The organism is Gordonia sp. SID5947 (assembly GCF_009862785.1).
In the GTDB taxonomy this organism is placed as follows: Bacteria; Actinomycetota; Actinomycetes; order Mycobacteriales; family Mycobacteriaceae; genus Gordonia.
Genome location: NZ_WWHU01000001.1, coordinates 4,625,377 through 4,650,932 on the forward strand (window position 1 = coordinate 4,625,377; position 25,556 = coordinate 4,650,932).

20 protein-coding genes and 1 pseudogene are annotated in these 25,556 nt (G+C 67.0%); 17 read left to right on the forward strand and 4 right to left on the reverse strand.

Features of this window, described 5'->3' with window-relative positions:
* Positions 1 to 302 precede the first annotated feature (302 nt).
* The 8 genes and pseudogenes from GTV32_RS21250 to GTV32_RS21285 all read left to right on the forward strand — a co-directional run bounded on the left by GTV32_RS21250 (position 303) and on the right by GTV32_RS21285 (position 10,355).
* On the forward strand, positions 303 to 1,112 hold the full coding sequence (locus GTV32_RS21250; protein WP_161062002.1) for a TIGR03084 family metal-binding protein: 810 nt from the start codon (positions 303 to 305) through the stop codon (positions 1,110 to 1,112).
* A complete protein-coding gene (locus GTV32_RS21255; protein ID WP_161062003.1) occupies positions 1,109 to 2,950 on the forward strand; it encodes an acyclic terpene utilization AtuA family protein in 1,842 nt (613 codons plus the stop codon). The genes GTV32_RS21250 and GTV32_RS21255 overlap by 4 nt, the downstream gene beginning before the upstream one ends.
* Positions 2,947 to 4,107 (forward strand): acyl-CoA dehydrogenase family protein, encoded by a 1,161-nt coding sequence (locus GTV32_RS21260; protein WP_161062004.1) that lies wholly within the window; start codon positions 2,947 to 2,949, stop codon positions 4,105 to 4,107. Before GTV32_RS21255 ends, GTV32_RS21260 begins: the two co-directional genes overlap by 4 nt.
* Positions 4,104 to 5,702 (forward strand): acyl-CoA carboxylase subunit beta, encoded by a 1,599-nt coding sequence (locus GTV32_RS21265; RefSeq protein ID WP_161062005.1) that lies wholly within the window; start codon positions 4,104 to 4,106, stop codon positions 5,700 to 5,702. Before GTV32_RS21260 ends, GTV32_RS21265 begins: the two co-directional genes overlap by 4 nt.
* A gap of 7 nt (positions 5,703 to 5,709) precedes the next feature.
* Entirely contained in the window at positions 5,710 to 7,734 is a 2,025-nt protein-coding gene (locus GTV32_RS21270) for a biotin carboxylase N-terminal domain-containing protein (protein ID WP_161062006.1), read from the forward strand.
* A pseudogene (locus tag GTV32_RS21275) lies at positions 7,731 to 8,917 on the forward strand (acyl-CoA dehydrogenase family protein). Before GTV32_RS21270 ends, GTV32_RS21275 begins: the two are co-directional and overlap by 4 nt.
* 11 nt (positions 8,918 to 8,928) lie before the next feature.
* Complete coding sequence (locus GTV32_RS21280; protein WP_161062007.1) at positions 8,929 to 9,726, forward strand: enoyl-CoA hydratase family protein; 798 nt, start codon at positions 8,929 to 8,931, stop codon at positions 9,724 to 9,726.
* The gene (locus GTV32_RS21285) at positions 9,726 to 10,355 is read left to right on the forward strand and encodes a TetR/AcrR family transcriptional regulator (RefSeq protein ID WP_161062008.1); all 630 of its coding nucleotides are present in this window, start codon (positions 9,726 to 9,728) and stop codon (positions 10,353 to 10,355) included. The genes GTV32_RS21280 and GTV32_RS21285 overlap by 1 nt, the downstream gene beginning before the upstream one ends.
* Before the next feature lie 28 nt (positions 10,356 to 10,383).
* On the opposite strand, the gene GTV32_RS21290 is transcribed toward GTV32_RS21285, so the two are convergent.
* Positions 10,384 to 10,821: a hypothetical protein gene (locus GTV32_RS21290; protein ID WP_161062009.1), complete on the reverse strand. Its 438-nt coding sequence runs from the start codon at positions 10,819 to 10,821 to the stop codon at positions 10,384 to 10,386.
* A 138-nt stretch (positions 10,822 to 10,959) separates the two neighbouring features.
* Between GTV32_RS21290 and GTV32_RS21295 the strand changes: the two genes are divergently transcribed.
* Positions 10,960 to 12,012 (forward strand): YdcF family protein, encoded by a 1,053-nt coding sequence (locus GTV32_RS21295; protein ID WP_161062010.1) that lies wholly within the window; start codon positions 10,960 to 10,962, stop codon positions 12,010 to 12,012.
* Between the two features lie 76 nt (positions 12,013 to 12,088).
* Here the strand turns inward: GTV32_RS21295 and GTV32_RS21300 are convergent, their stop codons facing one another.
* Together GTV32_RS21300 and GTV32_RS21305 are read right to left on the reverse strand one after the other, a co-directional pair.
* Complete coding sequence (locus GTV32_RS21300; RefSeq protein ID WP_161062011.1) at positions 12,089 to 13,207, reverse strand: NDMA-dependent alcohol dehydrogenase; 1,119 nt, start codon at positions 13,205 to 13,207, stop codon at positions 12,089 to 12,091.
* A 30-nt stretch (positions 13,208 to 13,237) separates the two neighbouring features.
* Positions 13,238 to 14,734: an aldehyde dehydrogenase family protein gene (locus GTV32_RS21305; RefSeq protein ID WP_161062012.1), complete on the reverse strand. Its 1,497-nt coding sequence runs from the start codon at positions 14,732 to 14,734 to the stop codon at positions 13,238 to 13,240.
* A 172-nt stretch (positions 14,735 to 14,906) separates the two neighbouring features.
* Here GTV32_RS21305 and GTV32_RS21310 point away from each other — a divergent pair, with 172 nt between their 5' ends.
* Positions 14,907 to 16,043, forward strand: coding sequence for an HPP family protein (locus GTV32_RS21310; protein ID WP_161062013.1), 1,137 nt, complete (start codon positions 14,907 to 14,909; stop codon positions 16,041 to 16,043).
* 33 nt (positions 16,044 to 16,076) lie between these two features.
* Here the strand turns inward: GTV32_RS21310 and GTV32_RS21315 are convergent, their stop codons facing one another.
* The gene (locus tag GTV32_RS21315) at positions 16,077 to 17,603 is read right to left on the reverse strand and encodes a helix-turn-helix domain-containing protein (protein ID WP_161062685.1); all 1,527 of its coding nucleotides are present in this window, start codon (positions 17,601 to 17,603) and stop codon (positions 16,077 to 16,079) included.
* A 224-nt stretch (positions 17,604 to 17,827) separates the two neighbouring features.
* On the opposite strand from GTV32_RS21315, the gene GTV32_RS21320 reads away from it, so the two are divergent.
* From GTV32_RS21320 to tuf, 7 genes are all read left to right on the forward strand, one after another.
* Complete coding sequence (locus GTV32_RS21320; protein WP_161062014.1) at positions 17,828 to 18,724, forward strand: exodeoxyribonuclease III; 897 nt, start codon at positions 17,828 to 17,830, stop codon at positions 18,722 to 18,724.
* 171 nt (positions 18,725 to 18,895) lie between these two features.
* Positions 18,896 to 19,528, forward strand: a complete 633-nt coding sequence (locus GTV32_RS21325) for a hypothetical protein (RefSeq protein WP_161062015.1) — start codon at positions 18,896 to 18,898, stop codon at positions 19,526 to 19,528.
* Between the two features lie 175 nt (positions 19,529 to 19,703).
* Positions 19,704 to 20,639, forward strand: coding sequence for a hypothetical protein (locus GTV32_RS21330; RefSeq protein WP_161062016.1), 936 nt, complete (start codon positions 19,704 to 19,706; stop codon positions 20,637 to 20,639).
* Between the two features lie 384 nt (positions 20,640 to 21,023).
* The gene (gene rpsL, locus GTV32_RS21335) at positions 21,024 to 21,395 is read left to right on the forward strand and encodes a 30S ribosomal protein S12 (RefSeq protein WP_007619326.1); all 372 of its coding nucleotides are present in this window, start codon (positions 21,024 to 21,026) and stop codon (positions 21,393 to 21,395) included.
* Between the two features lie 6 nt (positions 21,396 to 21,401).
* Entirely contained in the window at positions 21,402 to 21,872 is a 471-nt protein-coding gene (rpsG, locus tag GTV32_RS21340; RefSeq protein ID WP_161062017.1) for a 30S ribosomal protein S7, read from the forward strand.
* An 81-nt stretch (positions 21,873 to 21,953) separates the two neighbouring features.
* A complete protein-coding gene (gene fusA, locus GTV32_RS21345; RefSeq protein ID WP_161062018.1) occupies positions 21,954 to 24,059 on the forward strand; it encodes an elongation factor G in 2,106 nt (701 codons plus the stop codon).
* Between the two features lie 103 nt (positions 24,060 to 24,162).
* Positions 24,163 to 25,353 (forward strand): elongation factor Tu, encoded by a 1,191-nt coding sequence (tuf, locus tag GTV32_RS21350; RefSeq protein WP_161062019.1) that lies wholly within the window; start codon positions 24,163 to 24,165, stop codon positions 25,351 to 25,353.
* The last annotated feature ends 203 nt before the right edge of the window (positions 25,354 to 25,556 follow it).

A 25,556-nucleotide genomic window follows, 5' to 3' on the forward strand; every position in this document is an offset into this window, starting at 1 on the left:
ACTGCGCCGACGGCAACCTAGACTGCGCCGACGGCAACCTAGACTGCGCCGACGGCAACCTCGACTGCGCAGACGGCAACCTCGACTGCGCCGACGGCAACCAAACGAACATTGCACCGCGGACAATCCTGGGCGCTCGTCGAGCCTGCGTGGGTGCTGTCGGCGCGACACCCGTTGCTTTCGGGGCTACCCACGTTGCTGTCGGCGCGATACCCGTTGCTGTCGGCGCGATTCTGGTTGCTGTCGACGGAAAACAATCATGCGTGATTGATTTTCGCGACTGCCTGTGTGACGCTGGTCGCATGTCGATCGTGGAGGGGCTCGTTGCGGATCTGACGGCGCAATCGGCGGAGCTCGACACTCTGGTGGCCGCTCTGGACGATGCCGGGTGGGCGCAGCCGACACCGGCCGAGGGGTGGTCGGTGGCGCATCAGATCGCTCATCTCGCATGGACCGACCGGGTGGCGGCCCTCGCCGCCACGGATCCGGATGCGTTCGGCCGGGTCCTCGACGACGCGGCCCGCAATCCCACAGGGTTCGTCGACACCGCGGCCGAGGAGGGGGCGGCAGACGCACCCGCTCGCATTCTCGAGAACTGGCGGAGCGCCCGGTCCGACCTCGCCGAGGCACTGGGCGCCGTGCCGGAGGGTGTGAAGATCCCGTGGTTCGGCCCGCCGATGTCCGCAGCGTCGATGGCAACCGCTCGCCTGATGGAGACCTGGGCCCACGGTCTCGACGTCGCCGACGCACTCGACGTCACGACGGTGCCCACCGACCGGATTCGCGGTGTCGTCCACATCGGTGTGCGCACCAGGGATTTCGCCTACGCGGTGCACGGCCTGACCCCACCGGCGGCCCCGTTCCGGTACGAGATCACTGCGCCGTCGGGTGAATTGTGGACCTGGGGGCCCGACGACGCCACCGACATCGTGCGCGGCCCTGCGATCGACTTCTGCCAGTTGGTGACCCAGCGACGTTCCCAGGCAGACCTCGATCTGGAGATCATCGGTACCGAGGCGACGCGCTGGGCCGGCATCGCGCAGGCATTCGCCGGACCACCGGGGCCGGGAAGACCGTCGACCACTGCCGACGAGAGGCCCGCTGAGCGATGACCGACACACATGCCGGGAGAATCGTCCGGATCGGGAACGCCTCCGGGTTCTACGGTGACCGATTCTCGGCGATGCGAGAGATGCTCGAGGGCGGCGAGCTCGACTACCTCACAGGGGATTACCTGGCCGAACTGACCATGCTGATCCTCGGCCGGGACCGGATGAAGGACCACCGGTCGGGATATGCCAAGACATTCCTGCGGCAGATGGAGGACTGTCTCGGACTCGCGATCGACAAGGGCGTCCGCATCGTCACCAACGCGGGTGGGCTCAATCCACACGGCCTCGCGGTTTCGTTGCGCGAGCTCGCCGAGAAGCTGGGCATCAACGCCGACATCGCCTTCGTCGACGGTGACGACCTTCGTGATCGAGCCGCAGAACTGGGGCTAGGCGAGCCATTGACCGCCAACGCCTACCTCGGAGCGTTCGGCATCAAGACCGCTCTGGACGCCGGTGCCGAGATCGTGGTGACCGGCCGGGTCACCGATGCGTCCCTCACGGTCGGGCCGGCCGCCAGCGAATTCGGTTGGGAACATCACGATCTCGACGCGCTTGCCGGAGCGGTGGTGGCGGGCCACGTCATCGAATGCGGCGCGCAGGCGACGGGCGGCAACTACTCCTTCTTCGGTGAACTGCCCCGAATGGGTCACCTGGGTTTCCCGATCGCGGAGGTCGCCGCCGACGGGTCGTCGGTGATCACCAAGCATCCTGGCACCGGAGGTGCGGTCACGGTCGGAACGGTCACCGCGCAGTTGCTCTACGAAGTCGGTGGGCCCCGGTACCTCGGTCCGGACGTGACGACGCGACTCGACACCATCGAACTCGGCCAGTCCGGCGAGGATCGGGTGGCGATCAGTGGGGTGCGCGGCGAGGCGCCGCCGTCGACGACCAAGGTGTCGCTGAATCGTCTTGCAGGAGTTCGCAACGAGATCACCCTCATTCTCACCGGGCTCGACATCGAGGCGAAGGCAGAGCTGTTCAAGGATCAGTTCACCGCGGCCCTGCCGACCGCGCCTGCCGAGATCGACTGGGAGCTGTCCCGGCTCGACCGACCGGATGCCGAGACCGAGGAACAGGCGAGCGCGCTGCTCCGTTGCGTGGTCCGCGATCCAGATGCGAAGAAGGTGGGCCGCGCGTTCTCGTCGACGGCCATCGAACTGGCGCTGGCGAGCTACCCCGGTTTCGCGGCGACCAACCCTCCCGGGCAGGGCAGCCCGTACGGCGTCTTCGAGCCGGGCTATGTCGACGCCGAGGCCGTCGATCACCGCGTGGCACTGCAGAACGGGGTGGTCGAACGGATCCCGCCGAGCCCTCTGCGTGCCGAGGTGCCCGACGATGTCGGAGACGAACCGACCGAGACCTCGGCGGACTGGGGGCCGACGTCGTCGCTGCCCCTCGGCACCATCGCCGGCGCGCGCAGCGGCGACAAGGGCGGTAGCGCGAACATCGGTGTGTGGGTGCGTAATCCAGACCACTTTCCCTGGCTCGACAGCACGCTCGACGTCGATCTGCTCAGGGAACTGCTGCCGGAGGTGGCCGACCTCCCGGTGCGTCGCCATCGGCTCGCGAATCTGAACGCGGTCAACTTCGTGATCGACGGCGTTCTCGGCCGCGGTGTCGCCGAGAATGTCCGATTCGACCCGCAGGCAAAGGGGATGGGGGAGTGGTTGCGGTCGCGACCGGTACCCATTCCGATCGCATTCACGAAGCAGGCCGGCGCCGGGAGCGAAGCGAGCGGGCCGAGTCAGGCCGGCGCCGGGAGCGAAGCGAGCGGGCCGAGTCAGGCCGGCGCCGGGCGCGAAGCGAGCGGGCCGAATCAACACAAGGAGAGCCAGTGACGATCAGCAGCCCGGTATGGGAGACCCCGGAACGTCTCGAATTGCGTTCCACCGTCAGGGCATTCGTGGAGCGGCATGTGCTGCCCTACCAGGACGAGTGGGAGCAGGAGGGGTTGATCCCGCGTGACCTGCACCGTGAGGCAGCCAAGTTGGGTTTGTTCGGCCTGGGTATTCCCGAGGACGTCGGCGGGTCCGGTGGCGACCTCGTCGACGGATCGATCCTCGGGGAGGAGTTCCACTACGCGGGAGCAGCGGGCGGAGTCTTCGCCTCCCTGTTCACCCATGGCATCGCCCTGCCCCACCTCATCGGCGCGGGTGATCCCGACCAGATCGACCGTTGGGTGCGGCCGACACTCGCGGGGGAGAAGATCGGCAGCCTCGCCATCACCGAACCCGGCGGTGGCAGCGACGTCGGACACCTGCGCACCTCTGCGGTCCGCGACGGTGACCACTATGTGGTGAACGGTGCGAAGACATACATCACCTCGGCTGTTCGTGCCGACTTCGTCGTGACCGCGGTCCGCACGGGTGGGCCGGGTGCTTCGGGGGTCTCGTTGCTGGTCATCGAGAAGGACACCCCGGGATTCACGGTCACCCGAAAGCTGGACAAGATGGGGTGGCGCAGCTCCGACACCGCCGAGTTGTCGTTTGCCGATGTGCGCGTGCCGGTGGCCAATCTGGTTGGTGCGGAGAACTCGGGCTTCGCCCAGATCGCCACGGCGTTCGTGACCGAGCGATCGGGCCTTGCCGTGCAGGCCTACGCGAGTGCCCAGCGTTGCCTTGACCTGACCCTCGATTGGGTCCGGGATCGGGAAACCTTCGGTAAGCCGCTGATCGCACGACAATCCGTGCAGGAGGCCGTCACCGAGATGGCTCGTCGGATCGACATCGCGCGGACCTACACCCGCGCAGTCGTGGAACGGAAGGTCGACTCGGACGACGATCTGATCGCCGAGGTGTGTTTCGCGAAGAACACCGCGGTCGAGGCAGGCGAATGGGTTGCGAACAAGGCCGTTCAACTCTTCGGCGGCATGGGATACATGACGGGCACCGAGGTGGAGCGGCAGTACCGGGACATGCGCATCATCGGTATCGGTGGCGGTACGACCGAAATCCTCTCGGGCCTCGCGGCGAAACGGTTGGGGTATCAGCTGTGACGGCGATCCGCTCGATGCTCGACACGGCGGGCGAGGATTACGCGGCCGCGAGCACATCGATGAACGACAAACTCGCCGAACTGCAGGTCGAGTTCGACAAGGCACTCGCCGGCGGTGGTGAGAAGTATGTGGCCCGGCATCGCGAACGCGGCAAGATGATCCCGCGCGAGCGAATCGAGTTGCTGATCGACGAGGATTCCGCGTTCCTCGAACTGTGTCCACTCGCCGGATATGGCTCCGACTTCCAGGTCGGTGCGTCGGTGGTCACCGGGATCGGTGTCGTCGAGGGTGTCGAATGCATGATCGTTGCGAATGACCCGACGGTCCGTGGCGGTACCTCCAATCCGTGGACGCTACGCAAGATCCTGCGCTGCAACGACATCGCGCTGGCCAACCGTCTGCCGATGATCTCGCTGGTGGAATCCGGTGGTGCGGACCTGCCCACCCAGAAAGAGGTCTTCGTTCCCGGCGGCCGGATGTTCCGGGACCTGACCCGGCTGTCGGCCGCCGGAATACCCACCATCGCACTGGTTTTCGGAAACTCGACAGCCGGCGGGGCCTATGTCCCGGGCATGAGTGATCACGTCGTGATGATCGAGAACCAGTCGAAGGTGTTCCTCGGTGGGCCGCCATTGGTGAAGATGGCCACGGGTGAGGACAGCGACGACGAATCGCTCGGTGGTGCCCAGATGCACGCCCGCCAGTCCGGCCTGGCGGACTATTACGCTGCCGACGAGCAGGACGCGATCCGCATCGGCCGGCGCGTCGTCGCACGGCTCAACTGGCGCAAGAAGGGGCCCGGCCCGGTCGCCGACGCGATCGAACCACGATATGACGCAGAGGAACTGCTCGGCATCGTGCCCTCGGATCTCAAGATCCCGTTCAACCCGCGCGATGTGATCGCCCGAGTGGTCGACGACAGCGATTTCGACGAATTCAAGCCGGAGTACGGCAGTTCACTGTGTACCGGGTGGGCGCGCATCCACGGCCACCCGATCGGCATCCTCGCCAACGCGCAGGGCGTCCTGTTCAGTCAGGAGTCGCAGAAGGCCACGCAGTTCATTCAACTCGCCAATCGCAGTGACACCCCATTGCTGTTCCTGCACAACACCACCGGATACATGGTGGGCAAGGAGTACGAGCAGAACGGCATCATCAAGCACGGCGCGATGATGATCAACGCCGTCTCCAACTCCACGGTGCCGCACATCTCCATCCTGATGGGTGCCAGTTACGGCGCAGGTCACTACGGCATGTGCGGCCGAGCCTACGACCCGAGGTTCCTGTTCGCCTGGCCGAGCGCCAAGTCCGCGGTGATGGGTGCCGCCCAACTCGCGGGCGTCATCTCCATCGTGTCCCGTGCGGCCACCGAGGCGCGGGGCGGCACCGTCGACGAGTCGGCCGACGCAGCCATGAAACAGATGATCGAGGCCCAGATCGAAGCCGAGTCGGTACCGGCCTTCCTGTCGGGCATGCTCTACGACGACGGTGTCATCGATCCCCGGGACACCAGAACAGTTCTCGGTCTGTGCCTGTCGGCCATCCACAGTGGTCCGGTCGAGGGCAGCAGCAATTTCGGCGTCTTCCGGATGTGAGGCGGAGATGACAACGATCAGTAGCATTCTGGTTGCCAACCGCGGCGAGATCGCCTGCCGCGTGTTCGCGACGGCACGTGCGATGGGCATGCACACCGTCGCCGTCTTCTCCGACCCCGACGAGCGGGCGCCGCACGTGCGGGCGGCCGACGTAGCGGTTCGGCTGCCGGGTTCGACCTCGGCAGAGACCTATCTGCAGGGCATGAAGCTCATCGAGGCAGCAAGATCGGCCGGCGCGGACGCGATCCATCCCGGTTACGGGTTCCTTTCGGAGAATGCCGAATTCGCGCAGGCCGTGATCGACGCGGGCCTGACCTGGATCGGACCACCGCCCGCCGCGATCAGCGCGATGGGATCGAAGGTCAACGCCAAGAAGCTGATGGCCGACGCCGGCGTCCCGGTGCTCGGCAACATCGATCCGGCGGCGGTGACCGCAGACGATCTGCCCCTGCTGATCAAGGCCTCCGCGGGCGGTGGCGGTCGCGGCATGCGGATCGTCCGTACGCTCGACGAACTATCTGGTGCGGTGGAAGCCGCAGCACGAGAAGCGCAATCGGCGTTCGGCGATCCGACGGTGTTCTGCGAGCCCTATGTCGAGCGCGGCCACCACATCGAGGTGCAGGTGATGGCCGACACCCACGGTGCCGTCTGGGCGGTGGGGGAGCGCGAATGCTCGATCCAGCGCCGCCACCAGAAGATCGTCGAGGAGGCTCCGGCCCCGCTCGTCGAACGGATCGGCGGAGACCTACGTGACCGATTGTTCGACGCTGCCCGCACCGCGGTGGCCGCGATCGGTTACGCCGGCGCCGGGACGGTCGAGTTCCTCGCCGACGAGTCGGGACGGTTCTTCTTCCTGGAGACCAACACGCGTCTGCAGGTGGAGCATCCGGTGACCGAGCTGACCACCGGCACCGACCTCGTCGGCTGGCAACTTCGGGTGGCCGCGGGGGATCGTCTCCCGTCCGAGAGACCGCCCACCAGTGGCCACGCGATCGAGGTGCGACTCTACGCCGAGGACCCGGCCGCGGACTGGCAACCGCAGTCGGGCACGGTCCACGCGATCGACCTGCCCGGCGACACCACCTTCGGTCCGCTCGACCGCCCCGGCATCCGGGTGGATTCCGGAATCGAGAGCGGCAGCGAGATATCCACCTTCTATGACCCGATGCTGGCCAAGGTCATCAGCTGGGCGCCAGACCGCCCGCGCGCGGCGGCTATGCTCGCGCGCACACTGTCCGACGCCCGCATCCACGGTCCGGTCACCAATCGCGGCATGCTTGTCAACACGTTGCGGCACAGAGACTTTCTCTCCGGGGCCACCGACACCGGATTCATCGAGACGGTCGGTCTCGAGGAGTTGTCCAGGCCGCTCACCTCGGCGCAGGACGTGCGGATCGCGGCGACCGCGGCAGCGTTGGCCGACGCCGCGGCACGTCGTGGCGCCGCGGTGGTTCAGCCGAGTCTGCCCGCGGGGTGGCGCAACCTGGCCTCCGGCCCACAGGTCAAGCGTTATGTCGACGTGCGCGCCGACGAAGAGATCGAGGTCCGCTACCGCCACGGTCGTACCGGCGTCGAGTTGGTCGACCAATCCGGGGTGTCGGTGGTGGAAGCCTCGCCGACCCATGTCGTGGTCGAGGCCGGCGGTGTACGTCGTACCTTGCTCGTGTCCCGCCACGGCGACCGTGTCTTCGTCGACGGCACGGGGGTGTCGGTGGCGTTGCGCCGCGTGCCCCGCTTCGTCGATCCGTCCGCGGTGGCCAGGCCGGGTTCGTTGCTCGCGCCGATGCCCGGCGCGGTGATACGGACAGCGGTGGCCGAGGGCGACCGGGTCACTGCGGGGCAGCCGCTGTTGTGGCTGGAGGCGATGAAGATGGAACACACCGTGTCCGCGCCGGTCGACGGCGTGGTGACCACCCTGTCCGTCGAACCCGGACAACAACTCTCGGTCGGCGACGTGCTCGCGGTGATCAGTGCCGACGACGCAGATGCCGACCATTCGGACAACCCGGAGCAAGAGGAGACAAACGGATGACCGCACACCTGGACGACGCGACCGCAAACCCGTTCGTGGAGAGCCCTGAGCGGGCCGATCTGCGAGCCTCGGTGGCCGCATTCGCCGCGAAATATGGTCAGCAGTACTTTCGGGAATGCGCTCGCGAGGGACGCAAGACCGACGAGATGTGGAGCGAGGCGGGCAAACTCGGATTCATCGGCGTCAACCTGCCGGAGGAGTACGGCGGTGGCGGCGCGGGGATGTACGAACTGTCGATCGTCATGGAGGAGATCGCGGCGGCCGGCACGGGCCTGCTGATGCTCGTCGTATCGCCGGCGATCTGCGGAAACATCATCGCGCGCTTCGGCACCGACGAACAGAAGCAGCGCTGGATCCCGGGGCTGGCCGACGGCACCATCACCATGGCGTTCGGCATCACCGAGCCCGATGCCGGATCGAACTCGCATCAGATCACCACCACCGCACGCCGCGACGGTGACGAGTGGCTGCTCAACGGCCGCAAGGTGTTCATCTCGGGGGTCGATCAAGCCGAGGCCGTCCTCATCGTGGCCCGGACCGAGGACGCCAAGACGGGCAAGCTTAAGCCTGCGCTCTTCATCGTGCCCACCGACGCACCGGGCTTCGAGTACACGATGATCGACATGGAACTCCAGAACCCCGAGAAGCAGTTCCAGCTGTTCCTCGACGACGTTCGGCTGCCGGCCGATGCGTTGGTCGGTTCCGAGGATGCGGCCCTGAGCCAGTTGTTCGCCGGGCTCAACCCGGAACGCATCATGGCCTCGGCGTCTGCGGTCGGCATGGGCCGGTTCGCCCTCGACAAAGCGGTCGCCTACGTGAACGACCGGACGGTCTGGAAGACGCCGATCGGTGCGCATCAGGCGATCGCGCACCCGCTCGCGGAGGGCAAGGTCCAGATCGAGATGGCCAAGCTGATGATGCAGAAGGCCGCGACCCTGTACGACGCGGGGACGACTGGGGCGCCGCGGAACCGGCCAACATGGCGAAGTACGCCGCTGCCGAGGCCTGCGTGAGGCTCGTCGACCACGCCGTGCATGCCATGGGCGGCAACGGGTTGACCAGTGAGTACGGGCTGGCCCCGATGCTCAGCCTGGCGCGGATCGCGCGGATCGCGCCGGTCAGCAGGGAGATGGTCCTGAACTTCGTCGCGCAGACCAGCCTGGGTCTGCCCAAGTCCTACTGAGGAGGTTGCCCATGACCGAAGTGGTCCACTCGGACCTCGTCGACGAGGTCCTCACTCTCACGTTGGACTCCCCGGCGAACCGCAACGCACTCGGCGAGGCCCTCGTCGCACAACTGCTCGACGGCCTGCGCGCCGCCGAACGTGATCCCGGGATCCGTGCCGTGATGCTGACTCACACGGGCGGGACATTCTGTGCCGGTGCAGATCTCAGTGAGGCACTCGCGCGCGGCGCCGACGTCGCGGAGGCGTCGGCGATGGGGACTTCGGCGATGATCGATCTGATGCGGGTCATCCTGGAGATGCCGAAGCCGGTCATCGCCAAGGTCGACGGCCACGTCCGCGCCGGTGGGTTCGGGTTGCTCGGTGCCGCCGACATCGCGCTTGCCGGCCCTCGATGCACCTTCGCTCTCACCGAGGCCCGGCTCGGACTGGCGCCGTCGGTGATCTCGTTGGTGTTGCTCCCGAAGATGACCGCACGCTCTTCCGGGCGGTACTTCCTCACCGGCGAGACGTTCGACCCGTCGACCGCGGTGCGGAACGGGCTCGTCACCGAGGCCTTTGCGTCGGCCGACGACCTCGACGCGGGGGTGGCATCAGTGCTGGCCGGAATCCGGCGTGCCTCCCCGCAGGGGCTGGCCGCGTCGAAGATGCTGGCCACCGCGGCTGTGCTGTCCGGTTTCCGGGGGCTGGCCGGGCAGCGTGCCGATGAGTCGGCTGCTCTGTTCGCGTCGGAGGAGGCGCGCGAAGGGATGACCGCGTTCCTGTCGAAGCGGGCGCCACGCTGGGACCTGTCGGTGTCGGCGGACTGATGACCGCCGGTAACCGCCAACCGTCGCCGCGCGAGCCGCGTCAGGAGCGGTCGCGAATAACTCGGGAACGACTGCTGCGAGCAACCATCGAGGCACTCGCTCTCGACGGCTGGTCGGCGGCAACGGTGGCGGCGGTGGCCGAACGGGCAGGTGTGTCACGGGGTGCGGCGCAGCATCATTTCCCCACACGGGAAGCGCTCATCACCGCGGCGTTGGAGCAGGTCTTCGAGGACATGACCTCGACGGCGTCGACGGCGATCACCGCGATGCCCGCGGGAGCCGACCGGGTGTCCGCGGCCGTCGATCGCGCGGTCCGGATCTACACCGGCACCGAATTCAAGGCAGCGCTGCAGGTGTGGGCTGCGGCCGCCTCCGATCTCGCGCTGCGCGAACTGATCCTGCCGATGGAGGACAGGTTCGCGCATGCGGCACATCAGATGACGGTGGAGGCCCTGGACCCCGACGGCACCAACCCGCAGGCGCGCAGCGTCGCTCAGGTGACTCTCGACCTCGCCCGCGGCCTCGGACTGGCCGACACGCTCTCCGACGACTCGAAACGCCGTGCGCAGGTGGTCGCGACGTGGACGGACCTCGTGACCGCCGCCCTGCGATCGGCCGAACCGGCGTGAGTTCGGTTGTGCCGCAGCGGGTACCGGATCAGCGAACCGCGATGCGCACCGCGTTCTGATACTGCGTTCGGGTGTCGGGCGGCATGGTCTCGGGGAACGTCACCACCAGGTCGAGCACCTGGTAAGCGCCGTCTTGTCCCCCCGCGTAACCCGTGGCGCGTCCGGTGGTCGGAAATTTCATGAACGTCGCCTGGTCGAACTGTGTGGCAGCCGAACAACCGGCGCTCGGGCAGACCTGGGCGGTCACGTCCTTTTCGCCCGTCAGCTCGAGGTGTTGGTCGCGGACGGCGTCGGCGACCTGCGTGAGCGAGCCGGGATCGATCGGGTTGTCGACGACCGTCTGGGACGACGCCCCCGATTCCGTGGCGGGCGTCGACGCGGGTTCTCCGCCGCAGGCGGTGACACCGAGAAGACATGCGGCGACGACGATCGTCGATGTCCAGAATCTGCCAACTGTCCTGTTCATGCCGTCACCTCCGTCGCCGGGCTTCTTCTCCTTCCTACCGGGAGCCCGGGCGACGCCGCCGACCGGGTTGGGTCGGCACGGCGATCGGTGCGCCGCAACGAGCACGTTCGGACCGCCTCGGCTGCGATGATTGCCGACATGGGTGCCCTGCTCATCGTGCTGGTCCTCTTCGTGCTCGGCGCCGTCGTCAGCGCCTGGCGGGAGCCGCGACGGTTGTTGCCGGGCATCTTTGCGGCCGGTGTCGTCGTGATCGTGGCGACGGTGGTGGTCGTCGCGGTGGCGGGCGGCCGCGGACGCGAGTTGTCGGGGGCGATGCTGCTGGCCGTGGTGGCGGTCACCGGTCTGGTCGCGGCAGCCGCCCTGGGGGTGTATCTGCTCCGCACCGGAGCAGAGCTGTTGCGCCGGGAGGGCCGGCGTCCGGCGATGATGTTGTCGACCGCGCTGGGCGTACTGCTCGTGGTCTACGTCGTCGGCGTCGCGGTGGGGCTGCTGGCCGGCGCGCTGACACCCGCGGCGGATCATCGGATGCTGTTGTTCCTCGCCGCGATCGGTGTGCCCGCGGCGTATCTGGGCTCTGCGCTGCTGGCGACGGTCGTGTGGTCGGCGGTCTACGGTGTCCTGGCTCGACGACGGGCCCGGCGTGAACCGGTCGACGCGGTGATCGTGTTGGGAGCCGGGCTGATCGACGGCCGGCGGGTGGGGCCGCTGCTCGCCGGCAGGCTCGACGCCGCTCTGGAGGTCTTCGATCGGGCGGAGGCGGCCGGCCGACGGCCGATCTTGATCTGTTCGGGCGGCCGGGGTGCGGACGAGGAGATCTCGGAGGCGGCGGCCATGGCGGAACATCTGCGTGCTCGTGGAGTTCGTGGCGACGCCCTGTTGGCCGAGGCCCGGTCGACCGACACCGCGGAGAACATCGCGTTCTCGGCGCGAATCCTCGCAGATCGGGGTGTCCATGGGCAGGTCGCGGTGGTCACCAGCGACTATCATGCGCTCCGAGCAGCAATGCTGATGCGTGGCAATGAGATCGACGGCTTCGCGACGGGATCCCGCACGGCGTCGTACTTCGGTCCCAACGCCGGGCTCCGCGAGTTCGCGGCCATCATGTGGGAACACCGATGGCTCAACCTCGTACTGATCCTGACGGTGTCGGTCCCGTGGCTGGTGGCCGTCTGGAATGTGTCGGTGCGCTGACGTCGGACGACCTCGCGTGGGCCGGCCCGGGCACGGAAAGGGTCGTCGTGCCCGGACCGGGGTCGGTCGCGGCCGGTCAGGCGTCGTGGACGATCACACCGCGAATGTTCTTGCCGTCCCGCAGATCTTGATAGCCCTCGTTGACCTGGTCGAGGGTGTAGGTCTGGGTGATCAGCTCGTCGAGTTTGAGCTGGCCCGCATCGTAGAGCCGCAGCAGTTTCACGATGTCGTATTGCGGGTTGGCCGATCCGAAGAGGCTGCCCTTGATGGTCTTCTGGTTCAAGGTCAGATCCGTCCCTGACACGTGGACGGTGAGTTTGGCCGGATCGGCGAGGCCGGTGATGACCACCGTGCCGCCCTTGCCGATCACCGCGGTTGCGTGCGCGACGACCTCCTCGTCGACGGTGCCGACCAGGATCAGCGCCTGATCGGCACCCTTGCCCCAGGTCAGCTCGTCGACCTTCGCCGCTGCCTCGGCCGCGTCGGCGAAGGCGTGGGTGGCCCCGAACTTGATCGCCGTGTCACGCTTGAGCGCCACCGGATCGACCACGACGACGTGTTTGGCACCCGCCGAGACCGCGCCCTGCACGGCGTTGATGCCGAGACCGCCGATGCCGTAGATCACGCAGGTGTCACCGGCACGTACACCGCCCGCGTAGACCGAGGTGCCCCAGCCCGACGGCACGCCGCATCCGACGAGCACCGCTTTGTCCAGTGGCAACCAGTCGTCGACCTTGACGACCGAGTGCTGCGAGATCGTCGCCCGCTCGGCGAATGTCCCGAGCATGCACATGGCGCCGAAATCATCACCGCCGGAATGGAAGCGGAACGAACCGTCGGGCATGGACCCCTCGAGGATGGTGGCGCCCATGTCGCACAGGTTCTGCCGGCCGGTCGAGCAGTAGCGGCAGGTCCCGCAGTTGGGTATGAAGCTGCAGACGACGTGATCGCCGGGCGCGACCTTGGTGACGCCCGGGCCGACCGCCTCGATGATGCCGGAACCCTCGTGGCCGCCGACGATCGGATAGCGCGGCGGCAGATCGCCGTCGGTCAGGTGGAGGTCGGAGTGGCAGAGCCCCGCAGCGGTGTACTTGATCAGTACCTCGCCGTCTCTGGGTTCGTCCAGGTCGAGCTCGACGAGTTCGAAAGGCCTGCCGGGACCGGTGAGTACGGCCGCCTTGGTGGTGATGGACATGTGGTGTGCTCCTCTGTGGAAGGGGTGTCGCTAGAGCGCGACGTTGACGGCCTTGGTCTGCGTGTACAGGTCGATCGCGGAGCTGCCGAGTTCGCGACCCCAGCCCGACTGCTTGTACCCGCCGAACGGCATCGCGGTGTCGAAGCCGTTGTACTGGTTGACCCATACCGAGCCGGCCTTGATCTGGCGGGCGGTCTTGTGGGCTTTCGAGAGATCCTGCGTCCAGATGCCCGCGGCCAGACCGTAGATCGAGTCGTTCGCCGCGGCCGCGACACCGGTGTCGGCGTCGAACGGGAGCGCCGCGACCACGGGACCGAAGATCTCCTCCGACACGATCGAGAAGTGGGGCTCGACGTCGACGAAGACCGTGGGCTCGATGAAGAATCCCTCGTCACCCCAACGTCGCCCGCCGGTCAGCGCGCGGGCACCGTCGGCGAGTCCCGCGGACAGGTAGCCCGACACGCGATCGAACTGTTCCTGGCTGATCAGTGGCCCGAGTGCGGTGGCCGGATCGAGGCCCGGACCGATCTTCGCCTGCGATGCCGCCTCGGCGACCGCGGCGGTGAAGTCGTCGAAGATGGGGCGTTCCACGAAGAGCCGGGTACCCGCGACGCAGCATTGCCCGTGGTTGAACATCCATGCGGCAACCGAACCCGCGACGGCCTTCTCGAAATCCGCATCGGCGAAGACGATGTTCGGGCTCTTGCCCCCGAGCTCGAGCGACACCTTCTTCAGGTTGCCCTTGGCGGCCTCGACGATCTTCTTGCCGACCTCGGTGGAACCGGTGAACGCGATCTTGTCGACGTCGTCGTGGGCGGCCAGCGCGGCACCCGCCTCCCCGTACCCGGTGACGATGTTGACAACTCCGGGCGGGAATCCCGCTTCCTGGAAGATCTCTCCGAGAAGCAGCGCGGTGAGCGGGGTCTGCTCGGCGGGCTTGAGGATGACGGTGTTCCCCGCGGCCAGCGCGGGCGCCAGCTTGAACGCGGCCATCAGCAACGGGAAGTTCCAGGGCACGATCAGCCCACACACGCCGACGGGTTCGCGCAACGTGTACGCGTGGAACTCGCCGCCGGGGACGAACGGCATCGACACGTCGACGGTGCTGCCGGTGATCTTGGTGGCGAGTCCGGCGTTGTAGCGGAAGATGTCGGCCGACCACGCCATGTCGACCGCGGTCGCGACGGTGGCCGCCTTGCCGTTGTCGAGGGCCTCGAGTTGCCCGAACTCCGCTGCCCGCTCGCTGAGCAGGTCGCCGACCTTCCAGATCAGCCGCTCACGTTCGTTGGGCTTCATCCGCGACCACGGGCCGGTCTCGAACGCGGCCCGTGCCGCCCGGACCGCCCGATCGACGTCGGCCGCGTCCCCGTGCGCGACGGACGTGATCGGACGGCCGGTGGCCGGGTCGATGGTCTCGAAGGTTCGCCCTGACCCGGCGAACACCCACTCACCACCGATCAGCATCGGTCGGTCGCGGGATATGAAGTCACGTACCCCGTGGAGTAGGTCGGTGGCAACGGCGGTCATGAAACCTCCTGGTCAGGTGGCGAGATCAGAGTGATCCGGGTCATAGATGTGACCTGACTCATTTCTGCCACCTGTGCGGGTCGACGCCCTGTCCAGAATCTGAACACCGGCCTGAACAGTGCGAGGAGGTGCCCGTTAGCGTTGTCCCTCGACATTCGCGCAGAGGAGACCGATGACAGACAGCACATCCGGGAGGTTCCGCGATGCGGTTCGCAGCTTGGGGCCCGCCCATGTGTCCGGCCCGCCGCGCGAGGCGCTGCGTGCCGGTGCCGGTTCGGCGGTCGGCCTCGCAGTTCTCGGGATGGTCCTGGTGAGTTCCGAGGTGGATCTGCAGTCGGGGCTCTATCTGATCGCGCCGTTCGGGGCGACCGCGGTGCTCATCTTCGCCGCGCCGAGCAGCCCGCTGGCACAGCCGTGGCCCGCCGTGGTCGGCAACACGCTCTCGGCGCTGATCGGTGTCGCGGTGACCATGCTGGTCCCGATCGCCCTCCCGAGGGTCGCGCTGGCGGTCGGTCTCGCGGTGGCGGCGATGATCCTGGCGCGCGCCGTTCATCCGCCCGCCGGCGCGGTCGCCATGACCGCTGCGCTCTCGCCCGACGCCATACACGCCCTCGGCTTTCGGTTCGCCGTGACGCCGGTCGCCGTCGGCACGGCGGTGCTCGTGCTGGTGGCGATGGTCTACGCACGCGCGACCGGCAGGCACTACCCGTTGCGGCGCTTCGACCCCGAACCACCACCGGCCGAGCGGCTCGGCCTGAGCGAGGACGAGCTGACGGGCATCCTTGCGCGCTACCGGCAATCGCTCAATCTCGGCGTCGCGGATCTGGCCCGGTTGATCGGTGCAGCCGAACTCCAGGCGACCGCACATCGCGTGGGCCCGGCCGATGCCGGCGACGTCATGTCGCGGGATCTGGTCACGGTGGCCCCCGAGACATCGCTCGCCGACGTCGCCGAACTCTTCCGGGTCCACGGATTCACCTCGTTGCCGGTCGTGCGGCATTCGGGGGAGTTCGCGGGGGTGGTCTTCCAGCTGCACCTCGCCGTCCGCCTGCGTGAGCCGGCCGCGGGCCGCGTGGCCGAGAGGTTCTTCGGCCGCCTGGCGAATCGTCGGCCCGCCGCGTGCGCGGCGGACGTCATGTCGACAGATCTGCCCGTCGCGTCGGTCGACACCCCGGTGGCGGCGATGCTTCCGATGCTCTCGGACGGGCCGAGCGCCGCCGTTCCCGTGGTCGACGGCGCGCACATCGTCGGGATCGTCACACAGACGGACCTGATCGCGGCGCTCGCGCGGCAGACGCTGAACGCCTGAGGGCACGACCGGTGGCCAGGGCGACGACGGTGGTCAGACCCCCAATGCCCGCATCCGTGCATACAGCGTGGTGCGGCTGATCCCGAGGTCGCGGGCGGCATGCACCTTGTTGCCGCCGGCCCGGTCGAGGGCGTCGACGATCGCCGTCCGTTCCGCCTGCTCGCGTCCGGAGAGATGGGCGGCGCGACTGGTGGTCCGATACGGGACCGGTAGGTCGCCGATCTCGACGACCCTTGCCGCGCGCGCCGCACATGCCGTGGATGCCTGTCGCAGCACCGCGGCCAGCTCGGAGAAGTTGCCGGGCCAGTCCTGACACAGCAGCGCATCGGTGGCCCGACCGGACAGCGACAGATCAGGATCGATCTCTGTCAGCATCCCGGTCGCGAGAGATGCGAGTTCGGAGGTGCGATGGCGCAGGGGCGCGAGGTCGATGCGCGTGACGCAGCGCGAGAGAAGGGCGGCGACACCGGCACCGACCTGCTCGCGAGGCCCGCTCACGACGATCAGCGGTGTGTCCCGGCCGGCCCGCGCAGCCGCCTTGCCGAGGATCGAGACGGACCGGTCGTCGAGCAGATCGGCGCCGTCGACGATGAGCGGCGAGCGTTCGTCGCGGGCGAGCGCGAGCGCGGCGACGACGTCCGGATGGCGCCCCGCGATCAGTTCATCGGCGACGTCGAGAACCACGGGAGGAGCCCCGTAGTCATGCGCGGCAGACCGTGCGTGAGTGCTGCGGCCGGTGCCCGGTTCGCCGGAGACCGCCACGCTGGACGGGGGAGCCGCCGCGGTCGTCGGCATCGCCGAGGGTGACGACGGAGCAGCGATCACGGGCCGGAAGCGGAAGAGGGCGGCTCCGCGAGCGCCGGCGATCGGCTCGACCTGTACCTCGACGTCGATACCGGACACCAGGGTGAGCGGCATGGCGGTCTCGCGCAGCTGTGGGTCGGCGGCGACCATGCGCAACGCCCCCACGTCGGTCGGCGACAGCAACTCGGCGGCCAGTGCGTTCGTCAACTGGAGATCGTCGCCGATGGCGGCCACGGCGACGTCACGTCGGGGTGCCGCGCGCTGGAAGGCGTCGAGCACCCGCCGCTGGTGCGCCCGGGAGCGATCCAGCAACCGATCGGCGATGTCGGCCACGATCCCGTTGACGAAGGGCACCGCCAACGGATTGATCCGATCGGAGATCTCGGTCATGCAGATGATGCCGGCCAGTCGCCGCGTGGTCGGATGGATGATCGGCTGACCGAAGCAGCTCAGGGCCTTGAACTGTTCCAGGTAGTGCTCGCTGCTGTTGATCGCGATCCCGCCGCGGATCTCGGCAGGTGTACCCAGGGCTGTGGTACCGACCATGTCCTCGCCGAAGGGCACCCCCGGCGCCGCACCGACGTCGTCGAGTCTGCGTTCGACAGCACTGCCGGACGCCACCCGGGTCACCATCCGGCACTCGTGGTCGACCAGCAGCAGGCTCATGTCGTTGTCACCGAGCCGGGTGGCGGCGTCGTCGAGCACCGGCCGGGCGGCATCCAGCAGGGGATCGGCCGACGCGATGTCGACCAGCATGGTCGGCGTCGCGTCGTCGGGCCGGACCCCGGACAGCGCCGACCGCCGCCACGAGTGCTCGATGACCGGACGCGGCGGCGTCGATGCGGAGGGACGGTCGAGTGGGTCGATGTCTTCAACGTGACACACATCACCCCGATACGCCAGACTCTGGCTCCGGACGTGTTCGGGCGCATGCCGCCGGGCGACCCGTCGGTTCGAGCAGCGCGACTACGGTTGACCGCATGCGTGTGGCGACCTGGAACGTGAACTCGGTGAAGCAGCGGATTCCGCGATTTCTGCCCTGGCTCGATCAGCGGACACCCGACGTGGTGTGTCTTCAGGAGACCAAGCTGTCCGACGACGCGTTCCACGACGTGCTGGGCGCGGACCTCGCCGAACGTGGCTACCAGATCGCCCATGTGGGGCAAGGTCAGTGGAACGGTGTCGCGATCCTGTCGCGGGTCGGCCTCGACGATGTCCGATCGGGTTTCGACGGCGTACCCGGATTCCCCGACGCGGATTCACCGACCGAGGCGCGTGCGGTCTCCGCGACCTGTGGCGGAGTCCGGGTGTACTCGCTGTACGTTCCGAACGGCCGGGTGCCCGACTCGGATCACTACCACTACAAACTCGAATGGCTGGCGCGCCTGCGCGACAGTGTCGCCGCCGCCTCGGGTCCGGCCGGCGCCGACAACACGATGCTCTGCGGCGACATGAACATCGCGCCGACCGATGCCGATGTGTTCGATCCGGCCGCCTACGCGGGGCACACGCACGTGACCGGGCCGGAGCGACGGGCGCTGGCCGATCTCGACGCGCTGGGTGTGCGTGATGTGGTCCGTGACCGGTGGCCCGACGACCGGGTCTTCAGTTACTGGGATTACCGGGCGGGGATGTTCCACAAGGATCTGGGGATGCGGATCGACCTGATTCTCGCGGGTGGACCGGTCGCCGATCGTGTCGCGTCGGCGTGGATCGACCGGCAGGCGCGGAAGGGCAGCAAACCCAGTGACCACGCACCGGTCATCGTCGATCTCGACGACGCGCCCGACGGCGACATCGGCCCGGTCGTGCCGCCGCCGTCGAATCCCGCGAAGCGTGGTGCCGGAAAGGTGAAACTGCCCCAGTCGTCCGAATGACGTTGGCTCCGACGGGCGTTCGTCGCTGTCGTCTCATCGGTCGACAGCGGGGGTGATCTGGCGCACGTGCCACACCTTCGATGCGGTTTTGTCCGACTGCCGGGCTAATGTTCAGCCGTCTCTCAGCATCTCGCCTGAGGGCAGTCACGGTTCACATCGAAGTTGGGGTAAATGAAGCACATTCACCGTGTTCTCCTGGCGATCGCCGCGTTCACCGCGGTCGCCCTCGTCATCCCGTCGGCCAATGCGCATGCCGCGCCGACCCGGGCGACGGCCACTCCGTTCGTCTCCGCCGGCTATGCGGCGGATGGCCGCAGCGTCGTCGCGACCTTGCGCGACGGCGTGTTCTCGCCCGCTGCGGCCGGTACCGAATTGCAGGTCCGCAACGTCGACGGCCAGGTCGTGGACGTCATGCCACTGGTCGGCACGATGGACGGCTTCCGCGTGCCACTGCGCTGGTCGGTCAGCGTCGATCGCAGCACGGCGACCTTCACGCCCGTGGTGAGCGCCGGATACCGGTCCGTCCTCGACGCCGCGGCGACCGACGCAACTCGGAAGCAGACGGCCAAACCGCGCGCGAAGCGGATCAGCAAGCAGCAGCGCTACGACATGATGTGGCGGGAACTGAACGCGGGCTGGAAGGGGAACACGCCCCTGTACACGTTGATCGGTGGCCTGATCGGGTTCCTCATCTGGACCGTTCCCGGTGCGGCGATCGGTGCGGCGATCGGCGCCTACATCGGATATCAGACGTCCAACCCCAAGGCGTGGCCGTCCGTCGTCACGTGGTGGAACACGCCCTAGCCGCTTAGGCGGGCGACCTGCTCCGGCTCGGGCCGGCCCTGAACTCCTGGGCCGGCCCGAGCCGTTCTGCACCTCGAGTGGGTGAAATGGCGAAACCCGCTCGGGTCGTCGCAGATCCGTATCCAATGGATGGCATCGGTCTCGGTGATCCCGCGGACGGCAAAGGGGCTTCGGCATGAGCATCTTCGACACGAGGATCGTCGAATCCGGAGTCGAGAGGATCAGGAGATTCGCCGACGAGCACGTGGAGCCGCGACGTCGAGGCGACACCATCGACACCTACCGCAACATCCGGGTGGGGCTGGTCTCGCTGGTCCTGATGCTCGGGGTGGCGATCGCCGTCGACAGCATCGAGGCAGGCCGGATCGAGTCGTCGATCAGCAGGTACTACTACACGTCGGTCCACGCGGTCTTCATCGGCGCGCTGTGCGCGACGGGAGCGATGCTCATGGCGTACAAGGGCCGGTCGGAGGTCGAGGACGTCCTCCTGAACTACGCAGGGTTTCTCGCGTTTCTCGTCGCCTTCATCCCGACACCGGTCGGCTCGCCACCGCCCGGTTTCACCAGCCCCGACTGGGTGCGGTGGAACGTGTGGGCGGCATTCGCGGCCACCGCCGCCGGGCTCGTCCTGTGGTTCGTCTTCGGCAGGTTGCGGGGGTACGCCTCGTCACCGCACCGGACGTGGGCGGGCATCGTCGCGCGGGGCCTCGGGGTGCTCGCGGTGATCCTCGTCCTCGTGCGTCTGTCCGGTCACTGGACCTGGATCCCGGGCTCGACCCACGATGTGGCCGCCGTGTCGATGTTCATCGGGCTCATCCTCGTCGTGTTCTTCAACGGCCTTGCCGCACTGGCCGATCGTGGGGCCGATGACGTGCACTCCTGGTACCCGTGGGCCTACGCCGTCATCGCTGCGGTGATGGCGCTGACGCTCCTGGGCATCATCTGCGTCCACTCGGCGAGCCAGTCGTGGGTCTTCTGGGTCGAGGTGGCCCTGCTCGCCGAGTTCGCCACCTTCTGGGTGGTGCAGACCCTCGAGCTCTGGGACGACGAGGAGTCGGCGGCCCTGGTCGAGCGGCAGGATGCGGAACAAAGACCCGAGGATGATCGTTGAGCAACCAGAGAGGTCACCGGTGGTTCACCATCTGTTGGTCGGTCGTCGATATGGGTGAATCCGTTTTTTGACCTGTGCAAACTCGATCGGTAGAGTGGATCGCCGGTGCCCGGCACATGCTGGGCCAGTCCGCATGCCCGGTAACCGGGAGCTCGCGGCCTGACAAGCGAGACCGCCGTCGAGTGTACGACACGCCCGACATCGGGGTAGCGATAATGTACTGACCAGCGCGTATGGGCTGGTGGGGCGAGTTGTGGAAGCCACGGGCCGGATTTCCGACCCCCGTGCTTGCCCGGAGCACAAACCGCGACACGACAACTACAAGCCTGCCGACAGCGTCGACGAGACGCAGGCGGGGACTGCCGACAAAGGAAGAAACACCTAGTGCCAACCATCAATCAGCTGGTCCGCAAGGGCCGTCACGACAAGGCCGCGAAGACCAAGACCGCGGCCCTCAAGGGGAGCCCGCAGCGTCGTGGCGTGTGCACCCGCGTCTACACCACCACCCCGAAGAAGCCGAACTCCGCGCTGCGAAAGGTCGCCCGTGTGCGCCTGACCAGCTCCGTCGAGGTCACCGCTTACATCCCGGGTGAGGGTCACAACCTTCAGGAGCACTCGATGGTGCTCGTCCGCGGTGGTCGTGTGAAGGACCTCCCGGGTGTTCGCTACAAGGTCATCCGCGGCTCGCTCGACACCCAGGGTGTCAAGGACCGTAAGCAGGCCCGTAGCCGTTACGGCGCGAAGAAGGGGAACTGATAAGTCATGCCACGTAAAGGACCCGCACCCAAGCGCCCCCTGATCAACGACCCGGTCTACGGTTCGCCCCTGGTCACCCAGCTGGTCAACAAGATCCTGCTGGACGGCAAGAAGTCGACCGCCGAGCGCATCGTCTACCAGGCGCTCGAGCAGGCTCGCGAGAAGACCGGTACCGATCCCGTCGTCACCCTCAAGCGCGCACTCGACAACGTGAAGCCGACCCTCGAGGTGAAGAGCCGCCGCGTCGGTGGCGCCACCTACCAGGTGCCGATCGAGGTCAAGCCGGGCCGCGCGAACACCCTCGCACTGCGGTGGCTGGTGACCTTCAGCCGTCAGCGTCGCGAGAAGACCATGGTCGAGCGTCTCGCCAACGAGCTGCTCGACGCCAGCAACGGTCTCGGCGCTTCGGTCAAGCGTCGTGAGGACACCCACAAGATGGCCGAGGCCAACCGGGCGTTCGCGCACTACCGCTGGTGAGAACGTGCTCCGCGTGAACCGGATTCCGGTCACGCGGAGCGCACAGTCTTTGTTCAACAGCAATTCCCGAAGGGAAACCAAGTGGCACAGGAAGTGCTCAGCGACCTGAACAAGGTTCGCAACATCGGCATCATGGCCCACATCGATGCCGGCAAGACCACCACCACCGAGCGAATCCTCTTCTACACCGGTGTGAACTACAAGATCGGTGAAACCCACGACGGTGCCTCGACCACCGACTGGATGGAGCAGGAGAAGGAGCGGGGGATCACCATCACCTCCGCCGCGGTGACGTGCTTCTGGAACAACAACCAGATCAACATCATCGACACCCCCGGTCACGTCGACTTCACCGTCGAGGTCGAGCGCAGCCTGCGTGTCCTCGACGGCGCCGTTGCCGTCTTCGACGGCAAGGAAGGCGTCGAGCCGCAGTCGGAGCAGGTCTGGCGTCAGGCGGAGAAGTACGAGGTTCCTCGTATCTGCTTCGTCAACAAAATGGACAAGCTCGGTGCGGACTTCTACTTCACCGTGCAGACGATCAAGGACCGCCTCGGCGCGAAGCCGTTGGTCCTGCAGCTCCCGATCGGTGCCGAGGACAACTTCGACGGCGTCGTCGACCTGATCGAGCAGAAGGCGATCACCTGGCGCGGCACCGTCGCGATCGGCGCAGAGCCGACGATCGAGGAGATCCCCGCCGATCTCGTCGACAAGGTTGCCGAGTACCGCGAGCAGCTTCTCGAGACCGTCGCCGAGAGTGACGAAGAGCTCATGGAGAAGTACTTCGGTGGCGAGGAACTCACCGTCGACGAGATCAAGGCCGCCATCCGGAAGCTGACCGTCACGCGGGAGCTGTACCCCGTGCTGTGCGGTTCTGCGTTCAAGAACAAGGGTGTCCAGCCGATGCTGGACGCAGTGATCGACTACCTGCCGTCGCCGCTCGACGTCCCCTCGGTCGAGGGCCACGCCGTTGGCAACGAGGAAGAGGTCCTCTCGCGCAAGCCGTCCTCGGAGGAGCCGTTCTCGGCTCTCGCGTTCAAGATCGCGGCGCACCCGTTCTTCGGCAAGCTGACCTTCGTCCGCGTGTACTCCGGCCACGTGACGCCGGGCACCCAGGTGCTCAACGCCACCAAGGGCAAGAAGGAGCGCATCGGCAAGCTCTTCCAGATGCATGCCAACAAGGAGAACCCGGTCGACGAGGCCTGGGCCGGTCACATCTACGCGATGATCGGTCTGAAGGACACCACGACCGGTGACACCCTGTGCGATTCGAATGCACCGATCGTGCTCGAGTCGATGAGCTTCCCGGACCCGGTCATCAACGTCTCGATCGAGCCGAAGACCAAGTCCGACCAGGAGAAGCTCGGCACCGCGATCCAGAAGCTCGCCGAAGAGGACCCGACCTTCACGGTGTCCCTCAACGACGAGACCGGCCAGACCGTCATCGGCGGTATGGGCGAGCTGCACCTCGACGTCCTGGTCGACCGCATGAAGCGGGAGTTCAAGGTCGAGGCCAATGTCGGCAAGCCGCAGGTCGCGTACCGCGAGACCATCCGCAAGACCGTCGACAAGCACGAGTTCACCCACAAGAAGCAGACGGGTGGCTCGGGGCAGTTCGCCAAGGTCATCATCAAGCTCGAGCCGCTCGTGGACGCCGAGGACGGCGCCACCTACGAGTTCGACAATGCTGTCACCGGTGGTCGTGTCCCGCGTGAGTACATCCCGTCGGTGGATGCCGGCGCGCAGGACGCGATGCAGTACGGCGTGCTCGCCGGTTACCCGCTGGTCAACTTGAAGGTCACCCTGCTCGACGGTCAGTACCACGACGTCGACTCCTCGGAGATGGCCTTCAAGATCGCCGGTTCGCAGGCCCTCAAGGAGGCCGCGCGGATGGCGAGCCCGGTCATCCTGGAGCCGATCATGGCCGTCGAGGTCACGACTCCGGAGGACTACATGGGTGACGTGATCGGCGACCTGAACTCCCGCCGTGGCCAGATCCAGGCCATGGAGGAGCGCAGTGGTGCCCGTGTCGTGAAGGCACAGGTTCCGCTGTCGGAGATGTTCGGCTACATCGGAGACCTTCGGTCGAAGACCCAGGGCCGGGCAAACTACTCCATGGTGTTCGACTCCTACGCGGAAGTTCCCGCGAACGTGTCGAAGGAGATCATCGCGAAGGCAACCGGCGAGTAGTCGGTCGCCCCGCGACAAGCGCTGCGGCGCAACAACGTAAGTAACCGAAAACAGCTGTTGGGATCCACCCAACAGAGCAACAACAGTCCAGGAGGACAATCAAGTGGCGAAGGCGAAGTTCGAGCGGACCAAGCCGCACGTGAACATCGGCACCATCGGTCACGTCGACCACGGCAAGACCACGCTGACCGCGGCCATCACCAAGGTGCTGCACGACAAGTACCCGGATCTCAACCAGAGCTTCGCGTTCGATCAGATCGACAAGGCTCCGGAAGAGAAGGCTCGTGGTATCACGATCAACATCTCGCACGTGGAGTACGAGACCGACAAGCGTCACTACGCACACGTTGACGCCCCCGGTCACGCTGACTACATCAAGAACATGATCACCGGTGCGGCCCAGATGGACGGCGCGATTCTCGTTGTCGCGGCCACCGACGGTCCGATGCCGCAGACCCGTGAGCACGTGCTGCTGGCCCGCCAGGTCGGTGTGCCCTACATCCTCGTCGCCCTGAACAAGGCCGACATGGTCGACGACGACGAGATCATCGAGCTCGTCGAGATGGAGGTCCGCGAACTGCTGGCCGCCCAGGAGTTCGACGAGGAAGCTCCGGTCGTCAAGGTCTCGGCGCTCAAGGCGCTCGAGGGCGACGCCGAGTGGGTCAAGTCCGTCGAGGAGCTCATGGCCGCGGTCGACGAGTCGATCCCGGACCCGGTCCGCGAGACCGAGAAGCCGTTCCTGATGCCCGTCGAGGACGTCTTCACCATCACCGGCCGCGGCACCGTGGTCACCGGTCGTGTGGAGCGCGGCGAGGTCAACGTGAACGAGGAAGTCGAGATCGTCGGCATCCGCGAGAAGTCCACCAAGACCACCGTCACCGGTATCGAGATGTTCCACAAGCTCCTCGATTCGGCGCAGGCGGGCGACAACGCCGGTCTGCTGCTCCGCGGCCTCAAGCGTGAGGACGTCGAGCGCGGTCAGGTCATCGTGAAGCCGGGCACCACGACTCCGCACACGGAGTTCGAGGGCCAGGCCTACATCCTGAGCAAGGACGAGGGTGGTCGTCACACCCCGTTCTTCAACAACTACCGTCCGCAGTTCTACTTCCGTACCACGGACGTGACCGGCGTCGTGACCCTCCCCGAGGGCACCGAGATGGTCATGCCGGGCGACAACACCGAGATGAGCGTCAAGCTCATCCAGCCGGTCGCCATGGACGAGGGCCTGCGCTTCGCGATCCGCGAGGGTGGCCGCACCGTCGGTGCAGGCCGCGTCACCAAGATCAACAAGTGATGTTGATCCAGACGAACTGCTGATCCAGACGAGCAGCCGAAGGCGCCCGGTCACGAAAGTGACCGGGCGCCTTTCGTTTTCTCCACCCGTCCGGCCATCCGACTGAATCACACGCGTCACTTTGGTAACACGGTGGTTGCAATGTGTCGGATCTGTGGTCACAACCGTGGCGGTCGGCGGCGGCGACGAATTACGGTGCAGCG